This is a genomic window from Vallitalea okinawensis (assembly GCF_002964605.1).
Lineage (GTDB): Bacteria > Bacillota > Clostridia > Lachnospirales > PQDH01 > Vallitalea_A > Vallitalea_A okinawensis.
Map to the genome: position 1 here is coordinate 43653 of NZ_PQDH01000010.1, position 12588 is coordinate 56240.

12 protein-coding genes and 1 pseudogene are annotated in these 12588 nt (G+C 34.8%); 10 read left to right on the top strand and 3 right to left on the bottom strand.

The features are described 5' to 3' along the window. Positions 1 to 381: 381 nt before the first annotated feature. The gene (locus C1Y58_RS21365) at positions 382 to 960 is read right to left on the bottom strand and encodes a TetR/AcrR family transcriptional regulator C-terminal domain-containing protein (RefSeq protein ID WP_170311660.1); all 579 of its coding nucleotides are present in this window, start codon (positions 958 to 960) and stop codon (positions 382 to 384) included. A gap of 292 nt (positions 961 to 1252) precedes the next feature. Between C1Y58_RS21365 and hypB the strand changes: the two genes are divergently transcribed. The 7 genes from hypB to C1Y58_RS21400 all read left to right on the top strand — a co-directional run bounded on the left by hypB (position 1253) and on the right by C1Y58_RS21400 (position 5803). Further along, a complete protein-coding gene (hypB, locus tag C1Y58_RS21370; RefSeq protein ID WP_105618660.1) occupies positions 1253 to 1909 on the top strand; it encodes a hydrogenase nickel incorporation protein HypB in 657 nt (218 codons plus the stop codon). A gap of 18 nt (positions 1910 to 1927) precedes the next feature. Continuing rightward, a complete protein-coding gene (locus C1Y58_RS21375; RefSeq protein WP_105618662.1) occupies positions 1928 to 2287 on the top strand; it encodes a hydrogenase maturation nickel metallochaperone HypA/HybF in 360 nt (119 codons plus the stop codon). 90 nt (positions 2288 to 2377) lie between these two features. Then, positions 2378 to 3430: a 4Fe-4S binding protein gene (locus tag C1Y58_RS21380; RefSeq protein ID WP_105618664.1), complete on the top strand. Its 1053-nt coding sequence runs from the start codon at positions 2378 to 2380 to the stop codon at positions 3428 to 3430. A gap of 615 nt (positions 3431 to 4045) precedes the next feature. Further along, positions 4046 to 4477: a MarR family winged helix-turn-helix transcriptional regulator gene (locus tag C1Y58_RS21385; RefSeq protein ID WP_105618666.1), complete on the top strand. Its 432-nt coding sequence runs from the start codon at positions 4046 to 4048 to the stop codon at positions 4475 to 4477. A 63-nt stretch (positions 4478 to 4540) separates the two neighbouring features. Continuing rightward, on the top strand, positions 4541 to 4846 hold the full coding sequence (locus C1Y58_RS21390) for a DUF1330 domain-containing protein (protein WP_105618668.1): 306 nt from the start codon (positions 4541 to 4543) through the stop codon (positions 4844 to 4846). 187 nt (positions 4847 to 5033) lie between these two features. After that, positions 5034 to 5480 carry an SRPBCC family protein gene (locus C1Y58_RS21395; protein ID WP_105618670.1) on the top strand — a complete coding sequence of 149 codons (447 nt, stop codon included), beginning with the start codon at positions 5034 to 5036 and terminating at the stop codon, positions 5478 to 5480. Beyond that, positions 5477 to 5803, top strand: coding sequence for a hypothetical protein (locus tag C1Y58_RS21400; protein WP_105618672.1), 327 nt, complete (start codon positions 5477 to 5479; stop codon positions 5801 to 5803). The genes C1Y58_RS21395 and C1Y58_RS21400 overlap by 4 nt, the downstream gene beginning before the upstream one ends. A 52-nt stretch (positions 5804 to 5855) precedes the next feature. Here C1Y58_RS21400 and C1Y58_RS21405 read toward each other — a convergent pair whose 3' ends face one another. Both C1Y58_RS21405 and C1Y58_RS21410 read right to left on the bottom strand, forming a co-directional pair. Next, positions 5856 to 8066, bottom strand: coding sequence for a multicopper oxidase family protein (locus tag C1Y58_RS21405; protein ID WP_105618673.1), 2211 nt, complete (start codon positions 8064 to 8066; stop codon positions 5856 to 5858). 209 nt (positions 8067 to 8275) lie between these two features. After that, on the bottom strand, positions 8276 to 10228 hold the full coding sequence (locus tag C1Y58_RS21410) for a RimK family alpha-L-glutamate ligase (protein ID WP_105618675.1): 1953 nt from the start codon (positions 10226 to 10228) through the stop codon (positions 8276 to 8278). A gap of 209 nt (positions 10229 to 10437) precedes the next feature. Here C1Y58_RS21410 and C1Y58_RS21415 point away from each other — a divergent pair. The 3 genes and pseudogenes from C1Y58_RS21415 to C1Y58_RS21425 all read left to right on the top strand — a co-directional run. Continuing rightward, positions 10438 to 10791: pseudogene (locus C1Y58_RS21415) on the top strand (DUF4489 domain-containing protein); the annotation flags it as partial. Between the two features lie 165 nt (positions 10792 to 10956). After that, entirely contained in the window at positions 10957 to 11718 is a 762-nt protein-coding gene (locus tag C1Y58_RS21420; RefSeq protein WP_105618678.1) for an SDR family NAD(P)-dependent oxidoreductase, read from the top strand. A gap of 71 nt (positions 11719 to 11789) precedes the next feature. Then, positions 11790 to 12584, top strand: a complete 795-nt coding sequence (locus tag C1Y58_RS21425) for a MerR family transcriptional regulator (RefSeq protein ID WP_105618680.1) — start codon at positions 11790 to 11792, stop codon at positions 12582 to 12584. Positions 12585 to 12588: the final 4 nt, after the last annotated feature.

Below are 12588 nucleotides of genomic sequence, written 5' to 3' on the forward strand. Positions count from 1 at the left end.
AAGTAGTGGTCGTCATTACGACGAGATTTGGACGCAAAAAGTGATATATTTAGAATGTGATAAGCTGAACCGTATTATAAGTGACTGCTTTTTTTAAGAAGAGATAGTATATATAAAGAAGGAAAGAAAGTTCTAGGGCATATTTAGGTACTACCAATAATAATAACATAGGAGTGATATTGCACAGGAAAACATGTTATCGAATAGTGTATTATGGGTAAGTTAGGGGTGCATGTTTATTGAATTGGGATTAATGGTTTAGGATTATACTCATTATTATTGCAGTATTCATTCTGTCTAATGATAATGGAATCAATAATCTAGAGACTATAAGTAATGAAGAATAGATTTAGTTTGAACACGAAATTAATAGGTGTCCTATTAGTTCAAAGAATGCCTTAATTGAGCATTCATATATTCCAACATATCTTCAATTGGGATGTTCATCCCTTCATCAAACCACCACTTTGCCACAGAAATTATTGCACCTGCATAAAAGCTGGCAATAAAGGAACTCGGCATACCTTTTTGTTGAGCATTTTTTTTATCCATTTTATCTAGAATATCTTTTGTTACTAAGTCAAAAAAAATTGAACCGATAGAATCTTCTAGTCTGGTAGAAGAGACTAAAATATGCAACTTTTTGTTGTTTAACAGTAAGCAAAGCAAATTATTAAATATCGTCAAACAGTGATCAATCAAACAAATGTCTTGGTCCTTAGAGAGAGTCTCCTCATTAAATAGCTTCTGAAATTCCATAATTCCATAACGTAGAAGATGATACTTGTCTTCAAAATGTTTATAAAATGTTGTTCTATGTACCATTGCTTTATCACAAATATCAGTAACAGTAATCTTCTCGATAGGTTGCTCCTCAATCAATGATGCTAATGCATCAAGCAACAGTTTGTATGTTCTTTTGATCCTCAAATCAACTTTTTTATTTCTTAAGTTATCCATTATACCTCCTCGTTTTTTTATCGACACTTTTGTCATACTGTAGTATATTCTACAGTATGTTAATTGTGTTTCTTGTTTGGAATGTATATTAAGTATAATATATATACATACAGATGTGAACAGTCATATAGCTTTTTGTTAGTTCAATATGAATAATTAGTTTAACAAGGCTATTAAAACGTTCGATTAAGTGATTAGGTGTTTCAAGATAACTTCCTTCAAAGAAGAGTAAGAGGATCTGAAAGAGCGACCTCCCCAGATTGGTTTATAAGCAGGAAGGTAGGGATGAACGATGAACGTTATAGAAATAAAAAAGCGGGTATACGACCGCAATGATGAGAAAGCAAGAGTGCTTCGTGATGAACTCAAGGCAAAGGGAACATTTATGATGAATTTGATGAGTTCTCCGGGGTCAGGTAAAACCACTATGGTGATGGGGACCATAAATCTACTCAAGAACCGCTGTAAGATCGGTGTTATTGAGGCAGATCTGGACTCTGATGTCGATGCGCTGACTGTTGAGAAGACCGGCGTAAGGGTGATTCAGCTACATAGCGGCGGTATGTGCCACCTAGATGCAGGGATGGCCCGAGAAGGGTTGGAAGCTCTCTTATATGCCGATCTCGATTTTGCTATTATCGAGAATATTGGTAACCTTATCTGCCCGGCACAGTACGATCTAGGACAGTCCGTCAATGTGATGATTTTAAGCGTACCCGAAGGGGATGACAAACCTCTCAAATATCCAGCCATGTTCGAAAAAGTGGATGTTCTTCTAGTCAGCAAGACTGATACGATGGAGGTTTTCGATTTTAATCTGGATATCTTGGAGAAGCGGGTGAGGAAGCTCAACCCATCTATTTGCATTTTTCCCATATCAGCCAAATACGGAGATGGAATGGATGTATGGTGCGATTACCTACTCGATGCCATAGAAAATTGGAAATAGAAAGGAACTCAATCTGATATGCATGAGCTAGGAATAGTATTGGAAGTCGTCAAACAGGTGGAAGAAATCGCCCGGGTAAATAATCTAGCCAAGATCGACACCCTTGTATTGCAGATAGGTGAGCTGTCCTCTATTGTTCCCTATTATATAGAAGAACTATATCCTATCGCCGTGGAGGATAGTTTTCTTCGGGATACATTGCTGAGGATAGAGACTATACCTGGTATCGGTGAATGTTCCAGCTGTGGTCTCAGTTATCATGTAAAAGATAGTGACTATAAATGTCCTGATTGCAAAGGTAGTGAATGGACAGTAATAACTGGTACAGAGTTTATGATAAAAGAGATTCTCATTGAGTCGTCTGGCTGTCAATCTTGAGGAACTGAGATAATTGAAAAAAATCAGGTATATATGTCGAAGATATTTAATCATCTTTCATAAGCAGCCTGAACAGAAAGGATTGGAAAAATGATAGTAACACAAGAACATAGAGAAAATTTAACAGCTATTGCAGAAAAACTGAGACCATTGAAGCAGTCGATTCCTACCGATAGTGAGGGGAACCCCACTGAAGAATATTTAGAGTATCTGAGTCTGATGTATTTACCAGATGTCGCTCGAGTGGTAAAGAATTTAAAGCCTTTCCCGAAATTTACACCAATTGGTCTACTTTCAAAAAAAACGGGTGTTCCTACGAAAGAATTGAAGACACTGCTTGCTGACGCTTCAAAGAAATTATACTTAGTGAATGTGGGACCAACGTATGCCTTGCCAACACCTTTATTCGTATTTGATGGACCATTTATTTTAAAGTCGAGTTATGGCGGAGAGAATGGGAAGAAGTTTGCTGAATTAGGTAAAAAAAATTTTGAGGGAGGTTACTGGAAAACATGGGAGACCCATGCTGACGGGACACCTGAAATGAGGGTTCTTGCAGTTGACGCTGAGGTTAAAAATAACTCAGTGGTACTGCCAGCCGATGAAATTATGAAGATCATAAAGCAATCTAAGAGTTTTGCTGTTGTCCCTTGTGCATGTAGAAATAGGGAAGAGACTCTTGGAACCCGTAAATGTAAGGATAAATATCCAATACACACATGTCTTTTGCTAGGATTCTACGGTAAATTGTTGGGAACCAAATATGCAGATTCGGAGGTCAAAGTAATTTCTCGGGAGGAGGCGATTGCACATGTCAAGAAATCCGCCGAAATGGGACTGGTACTAACTTCCGAGAATGTAGAAAATCGATCAAAAATAATATGTTCCTGCTGCGAATGCTGCTGTTCCTTTATGACGGGTCTATTGAATTATGGTAATAAGCAGGCGATGAAGAAGGCTAAATACACTTTTCTGATTGATGCAGAAAAATGCGTCGGCTGTGGTGTCTGTAAAACAAGATGTAAATTCAATGCAATTAATGTAGAAGGAAAAGCTTCCATTGAATCATCTGCCTGTCTGGGATGTGGATTGTGTGCAGTTACCTGTCCTCAAAAAGCTATCAGCAAGGAGTTATTAAGTTAGGTTGAATGCTTATTCAGTGACTTTTTTCGCTCTTTATCAAATAGTGTTACAGGAGATTGATTAAAAAATTATACGTAAACTGTCTTGGATATTGATTTGCTCAGACTATAGAAAAAGAGTTTACACATAATTTTAGTGACATGCCGCCAGACAAATATTAAACTACAGTAGGGGTTTTTATAAGGACGTCATTAAGACGACAAATAGCTGTAATATGCACTACAGCAAGGAATAGCAGGGTTTTTTACCATGATGCTATCATCCGAAAACTTTTACATAAAATAGTATAAATTATGAGCTACAATTTCTTCCTAAGCGATGCGTCGTGGGTTCAAATCCCACCTGGTGCATGCTGATAAAGCCCTACTTTTTCTTGATTTAGCAGGAGAGGTTAGGGCTTTAGTTATGTTTAGGAAAGTTTTCAGGTAGTGTTAGTTAGTGGCTATGACGGCGAAGTAGTGGTCGTCATGACGACGAGAATTTTAACTCTCAATGGCTAAGTTATTTTTTTCATATGTTCAATCTACTAGACAAGATATCTTTAACTCAAGATAGTTGACAACGAATAAAATATAGTGTAATATATCTTTAAGTCAAGATATTCAGGAGGCAATAGTGTACGAAAAGGAAATGAAACTTATGACAGCTTTAAGAAAACTTTATAAAACTCTTGATGACTCTTTATCAAAGAATCTTAAGGAATTGGGTATTTCAACTACTGATTATCTAATCTTAGCTGTTTTGGAAGGTACAGGACCTATTCCAATGCAGAAACTTGGGGATTATCTATTAATAACCAGTGGAACAATAACCTATGCTACTAACAGAATAATTAATAAGGGATTGGTCATGAAGATTCAGGATAATGATGACAAGAGGAAGTTCTTCATAAAATTAACTGATGATGGTTATGATATGTTAAGAAGGGTCAATAGAGAACATTTACCTTATATAAGCAAAGTTTTAGGCTCATTTTCAGGAGATGAACTTGATGATATTACTGAAACTATAAAAAAACTTATAATTTCTGTAGAAAAAAATAAATAAATTTTTTTATATAAATATCTTGAAATAAAGATATTTATATAAAGGAAAGAAAGGAGCAAAACTATGTCAGCATTAATGGTTGCATTTGTTAGGGTTCATGACTTAGAAGCTTATAATCGTGAGTATCTTTCTAGCGCGCACCCTCTTATTAGTAAGTACGGAGGTAAAGCTCTAGCAGTATCTGAGAAGATAAAACATATACAAGGATCTCTTCCAGAAGGTAAGTTTGTCATTTTAGAATTTCCAAGTATGGAACAAGCTGAAGCATATTACTATTCCGCTGAGCATCAAGCATTAATAGAAAAGGGAAGTAAATATTTTAGTTCAGATAGTATTATAGCTGAAAATCAACTGCATAAAGATTTTTGAAATAGTTAACCTAAATATGTGTGAGACATCTCTTATAGTTGGAGGTGTCTCTTTTAAAGTGTAGTATGTTATAAGCTATAATTGAAGATAAAGCATTAAGTTAGACAGCAGAGATTGTTCAGTGATATAATGAGAATAGAATGATGAGTTTCGGTTAGAATTAAAGTTGAAAAATAAGGAGGAAGAGATGAAGAAAATAGTAGGTTCGATAGTCATTAATAAACCAATAGATGTGGTAACAAGGTTGTTTCTTGATCCAAGTAATCTAAAGGAATATCAAGATGGCTTTGTAAAAAAAGAGCTGAAAAGCGGACTAGATGGAGAAGATGGATGCGTTTCAACTTTATACTATAAGTATGGGAATCAGGACATGATCATGACGGAAACAGTTGTTTCTAATAAACTTCCTGACTCATATGAAGCTTTCTATCACCATCAACATATGGATAACACGATGAAGTGTAATTTTACTGCAATCGATGACCAAAGCACTAAGTATGACTATGAGTATGAGTATACACGTATTAATTGGATTATACCAAAACTTATATCCATATTCTTTCCAAGTATGTATCGTAAGCAAGGACAAAAATGGATTGATCAATTTAAAGAATTTGTGGAGGCCAGTGAATGACAAGAGACGAAGTTTTAAAGATATACGATGAACTAGTAGAAAGATGTCCACGATTTAAAAGAAAAGGTAAGACAATGCCTTATACATCGGCCAATGGTTATATGTTCTCTCAGCTTAATAAAGATGGAGAAATTGGCATTCGGTTTTCAAAGGAAAAGCAAATGAAGTATATGGAACAATTAGGGACAAGCTACTATAAATCATATGGGGCAATCTTGAAGGGGTATATTTTGATTCCGGAGATTATGTTAACAGATTTAGATAAGTTAACTGACTATCTTAATGAAAGCTATGACTATGTTATGTCACTTGATCCCAAATAAATAAATAGGTAAGGAGAGCTTATAGTTTTAAGCTCTCCTACTATTTATAGAACTACTTACAACCTTTTCTGATACAAACCTTAACAATGTCTTTTTCAACAAAGCTATAAGCTACTTGTTGATTTGTTACGGGGTGTATTCCAAAATTCTGAGCCTTAGCGAAAACCTCACATATGATGGTTGTACCAGTAATATCGAATGTATCACCTTCATTTGCGTCTTCTCGTTCTATGACACATTGAAATGGAATGTCATCTACTAGTTCTTTTTCTTCTTCAGCACCATTATCTAAAACAGCAGTGTATGTGATTGTCTTGCGTACAAATCCATTAATAACGACATTCTCAGGACAAACTTTTTCAACTTTTGCCTTTACTACACTTCTATGCTGGATTGGTTCATCAGTTAGTGCCGGTGGGACTAACTGAGTACTTCCCTCTACTGTTACCTGACAACAAGACTGAGGATTGGGTTCACGTATCGGACAAGAAATGACCTTCATCGGTCTCATCATTTCATTATCTTCATGTTCTACAATATGACAATGCCATACATATCCAAATCCAAAGGTTGGGTCAAATGGGAACAAGTTTTCTCCTGGCTTGACTTTTTTAGCATCCTGTGGTGCGAAACGAAGTAAAAGTCTAGTGACCTCTCCAGGCATCATTAAAACAGTATCTTTCCATCCCCGTTCATTAGGAGGAGGGTCAATAGGATTGCCTTCAAGGAAAGGTTCTACAGGCAATGGTATCGTTGGGTGTAATAGAGGAGGTTCACCATTAAGTTTCGTCCATTCTTCATTATATCTCTGGCTGTCAAACTTCTGGGTATTTTTAATTTGGAACTGTATTAAGTGTATATGAATTGGATGTGCGCCAGCTGTAAGGTTCATAATCTCCCACTCTACAGTTGATCCTACTATAGGGAGTTCTGAAACTGGAGCTTCCCACCTTTGTCCGTCCAATAATAATTCAAGGGGCATTTGGAGTGCTCTTCTTACAATATTTAAGGTTAAGAGCTCTTTTGGTACGTTTGGTTTGAGTACTGGTATTTTATTCAGTTTAGCTGGAAGCTTTTTAGGTGGTACAACTCGTGATTCAACAACGGTAAACTGCATAATTTGTCCTACTGTCTCAGGGTCAGGTGGCCTACCGTTAGGGAACGGAGAATTTGCATCATTAGTAAGGCGGATAGTGGTTCCAGGTTTTAGTTCGGAGAAATCAATCAAAATGTCAGCACGTTCTGATGGTCCAAGAAGTACTTCTTTTAACGTTACTGGATAAGGTAGAAATCCACCATCTGAACCAATTTGAATAAAGGATTGGTTGTTTGAAAGCTTAAAGTTATAAGTTCGTGTATTTGAAGCATTTAGAACTCTAAACCTATATTGCCTTCGTTTTACATTTAAATTTGGCCATGTCTTTCCATTAACAATAATCGTATTACCATTAAAAGCAGGTATCCAATAAGGATGAACATCAGGAACCACACCAGTACTTGGATAAAATAATGAACCATCTTCATTAAATATACGATCTTGTATGACGAGAGGAATTTCAAAGCGACCACTTGGAAGTAATGGTTCAATTTTATTTTCTGGATCTCTAATTAAATAGAATCCTGCTAGACCAGCATATACACCAAGACGAGTAGTTCCTAGGGCATGATCATGATACCAAAGCGTTGTAGGTTCCTGAGAATTAGGGTAAGTATAGCGAGAAGTTAAAAACTCTTCTCCCTTTTTCTCTTCTCCGGCCGTAAACCATGTTTCTGGGCCACCGTCTGAATCTGATCTAACCTCTAAACCATGAACATGTGTTACAAGGGGTACAGGGCTTTGGGCTAAAGGGTAGCCAGGTGGAAATGGTACAAATGGTGGTAATGGTGGTGGTATTTTATTGGGGTTAGCCCAATGTAATGTAGGATCTACTGCAAATAGATTTGGTTCTGTGATATTATTCACCCATTGTACATGACTAGGAATATCTCTAACTTCTTCAAAGGTAGCACCCGGTGAACCTCGAAAACAAACAGTTTTACCTGTACGAGGATTTACAATATTACCTCCATATCCCCATACAGTTGTTTTTGGAAACATATCGGGTAGTATCTGCTGACTAAATTCAGCCATATCGATAGTATAGTTACGACTAATAACTTCGCCTGTAATTGGATCTTTCACAACAACAGGTTTATAAACAGGTGGGATAGGTAATTCATCAACATATTTAGGAATACATTTTGGATCTAATGTCTTTGACATCAAATTCACCTCTTTTCACATGATGATATTAATATAAGAGAGGTTGTCCTCTTACTAATATCATATGAAGGTTGTCCTAGAAGGTGCGTATTACTAATGAAGTATATACATGGAATATAATTATTACATGAGAAATCTAAAAAAATAGAACTAGCTTTTTGAACTAATTCTGATAATAGTGTTATAACTATGGATAAATGACCAGATCTTTATGCTTCATCTTCTTCGTACTCACAAATTGATAGTCTTTGTTCAATCTCTTCAATGAGTTGTTTATCTAGGCTATGTAACCTTTCTAATATTCTTTCCATTTGATTATTCATTTCTAAGAGTATTTCTGGACAAACATCTTTATCCATTAAATACTGTATTTTTTTACTTTCAGCCTCTATTAAATGAGCTAAACTAGTTTCAAGCACAGATCTAGATTCTACTAGCATATTATTTTTGTTATAACTTGATAAATGATATTTGGGTTGAGTTGGGGAATCAATAATTTTACTTGATCGGTCATAATAGTCTACAGAGCTGTGAATTATTTTATTATATTCATCAATTTTATTATACATAGTTTTATCCTCAAAAAGAGCAAGTTTACTATAGCGGGGTCTCGTGTTCACTTCTAAGACCCAAGGATTTAAGTCATTATCAATACCAATATCTACACCAAGTTCTCTAAGTGCGGGGTAAGCATCACTCAAAGTATCTGCAATAGCATAAGTGAGGTCATAGATGTCTAGGTGCAATCTTTCTAGTTCTTCTTCACCATAGGACATATTATTGAAGAAATCATTTAAAGACATACCTGTTCCATTATTACAAAGATTTGTTACCATCTTATTCTTGGCTGCTATTCGTGCTATAGCACCTGTAACTTCCCATTCGCTATATGGTTTCTGTATAAATACTCTTACATCTACAGTATTATCATTATATCTTATTAAATCAATACCTTTTTGTAGAATAAAATTCTTGCCAGGTGCTAATTTTCCAATAAAGTTAATTATCTCATTCATCGTCATATCATCGTAAATAGTTGTCTTATAATGTATAGTATACATTTCCTTTTTATTACTTCTTTTTATAAAACCAACATATTTACCGCCACCACCTATATCAGGTTTGAAAACTACCATTGCAAATTGGTCTAGCATATCTTTTAAATTATTTATATTTAAGTCTAGTGTTTGAGGGATATAAGGTCTGAGAAATAGACTTTGCATGATGATTTGTGTTTTTTTCATTTTACTCGGAATGATTTGATAATAATTTTTGGGTGGTGGACTAATATCTATTGGATAATCTAAAATCTCCTCCATGAAGTATGCAAGTATTTCATAAGCTATATTGATCCCAGTAGCTTTAAAAAATATAGACATACCAGGAACACTATTCACCTCCAGTATTGAATACTTGCCTTGAAGATCTTGAATTATATCAATGCCAGTAAAATCTAAATTTAAAGCTTTAGTTGCTTGGAGGCACATAGATATAATAGATTCATTTAATTCAGTATATTCTGCATGCCCTCCGTGGGCCACATGAGTTCGCCACTCGCCATCCTTTGCTATTTTTTTTATTCCACCGATAACTTTATTACCTACGACAATTACACGTATATCCCAACCATTATTTTGAATATACTCTTGCAAATAAATATCCTTTTTACCTAACATTTCTTGCAAAAAATCAGTAGTTTCTTCAATACAGTCAAATTTATATGCTCCTATACCTCTAGAACCATTTTTTTTCTTAAATACGATTGGAGTTTCTAAAGGGGGGGTGGGTATTTCTGAAAGCTTAGGTATAAAAAGAGTCTTTGGTTGAGGAATTTGATGTTTATTTAGAATGATATTAGTTAGGAGTTTATTTCTACAGTTTCTAACTGAAGAAACAGAATTTATACAAGGTATGTTCATTGAAGAAAATGCTTCATATATTTCTAAATACTTTGTATCATAAGGAATCCAGTTAATAATCCCATCTACTAATATAGGCTCCATATTATAATCAAGAACCCTTACGATATTATCAACTTCTATTATCAATTCTGATGGATTATAATACACAACAGATATATTAAGAGCTTTAGCAGCTTGCATGAATTTTTGAAAATCTTTTGATGTACTTGAGGTCTTCATACCTAGTATACCTATCTTCACTTTTTCACAACCCTTTCAAAGAAATGAGTAATATGTATTATAAGCTATGAAGGAAAAAATCATCATATGACATCCATTTATTCCACTATAGAGCCAATGTATGGGCTTAAGCGTTAACTCGTAAAGAATATAGAATAACATTTCTAAGATACATGTGTAGAATACTCATTATCTCTTCAACAATGATCAACTAAGTCTTTCTACTAGCATATGTTACCATTGATACAACGGGAATGTGTAAGCATATGGTTAATATTCAGTTCTCAAGTATTATAAGTTTTGTAAACACTTCTGATTTTCCAGATGGGCGAATACTTTATGAGTTGTTTAGAGTATGTGACAATGGTAGACCCATATCACTTGGACTGTGGGTCTATGAAAGAATATTTTTTAACTATGATAGGAGTACTGAAATTGCTAATATTACTTATTATGAATGTCTAACTTGTACAGGATGTTGCGATTATTTTATTACAGCCACACCTTTAAACGTAACAGGCATGGATATAATTGTTGGCAATGGTAGAGTGGCAGCAATAGCTCAAGAAGTGAAAAAAGTATAACAGCATAGAAAGATGGTTGCTATAATTAATAGTAATCATCTTTAATTTTAGATTGGAAAATATGAATGTGGTTTTCGTAACTTTAGTCGCTTTTCTAGTATTGATAAATATATCTTAAATATAATACAATGTTAGATAAGAATTTAAAACATGGGGAGGATATATATGAAAATTAATCTGACAGATAAGATAGTTCTTGTAACGGGTTCAACTGGACAGTTAGGAAGAGTCATGATTCGTTCATTGGCGGCTTGTGGAGCAGATGTGGTTATACATTATTCTAAAAATATTGAAAAGGCTAATGAGCTTCTGGAAGAAGTTAAGGCTTATGGTAGAAGAGCTATTACAGTTCAAGCAGATATAACGGATTATGAATCTGTTATGAAGATGAAGGATTATGTCATTAGTCATATGGGATCACCTGATATCGTTGTTAATAATGCAGTCATTCAATATGAGTGGACAAGTGTATTAGAGCAAGCTATTGAAGATTATCAGAGCCAATTTGACTCGTGTGTCAAACAGAATGTTCTCATGGCAAAGGCCTTCGTACCGTATATGATTGAAAAAAAATATGGAAGAATTATTGGTATTAACACGGAATGCTCCATGCAAAATTTTCCCAATCAATCAGCCTATGTTGCTGGAAAGAGAGGTATGGATGGTGTGCTGAGAGTTTTAGCAAAGGAGATAGGTGAACATGGGATAACTGTCAATCAGGTAGCGCCTGGATGGACAATCAGTGATAGAGATCGAAAAAATGGAACTGAGGTAAGTATTGAATATGAGAAAAGTGTGCCTTTGAAGCGAAGGGGAACTGACCAAGAGATAGCAAATGTTGTTGCTTTCTTAGCTTCAGATTTAGCCAGTTTTATAACAGGTGCATATATTCCAGTTTGTGGTGGTAATATCATGCCGACGATATAAAATCATAAAGGTAAAAAAGTTCAATTATGCATGAATAATAATTAATATAGCTACTAATTGGGGGAATGGAAATGTATACAATAGGACAAGTAGCTAAGTTTCTAGGGATATCTAGAGATGCATTAAAATTTTATGAAGAAAAGGGATTAGTAAACCCAAAAAAAGATAGTGAGAATGGTTATAGGAAATATGATCATTTTGATATCTATGATGTCATAGCAACAAATTTCTATCGAGAATTGGATATTGAAATCAAGCAAATACAAGAAATAAAAAAAAGCATGAGCGTAAAGGATATAGAAGTAGTCTTAGAAGAAAAAGAAGAAAAAATACAGCAGGAGATAGCCTATAAGGAACTCCTTCTAAAGCGCATTAAATCTGTTAGAGAAGACTGTAAGAAGGTAGAACAACATTTAGGTAGGTATAGTATTAAGGAGATGCACCCTTTAGAGGTTAAAGGTACAATAGTGGATTACACTGCTTATGATGAGTATGATATTCTTAGGGATCATACCGATCGATTAAAAGGTCCCATTACATATACTGGTTTAAGACGTGTGATATATTTTGATGAAGAGGGTATGAAGGCAGATAAATTTCTTGTAGTAAGGAGTATGGAAGATCTTCATCAACAAACGGAAGGAGAAGTTCTTTCACATCCAAAGTGTATCTATATAGTTCTTGAAAATGGTAGGTGGTTAAATGGTGGGAAAAATATTGATAGTGAGGTAGAAGCCAGTATAAGAAAGATTGCAAAAGATAATAATTATGAACTAGAAGGAGTTACGTATATTAATCTACTAATTACCACATATGAGGAAGGACTCGAACGAGTATTTTTAGAAATTTATACACCTATAAAATAAAATG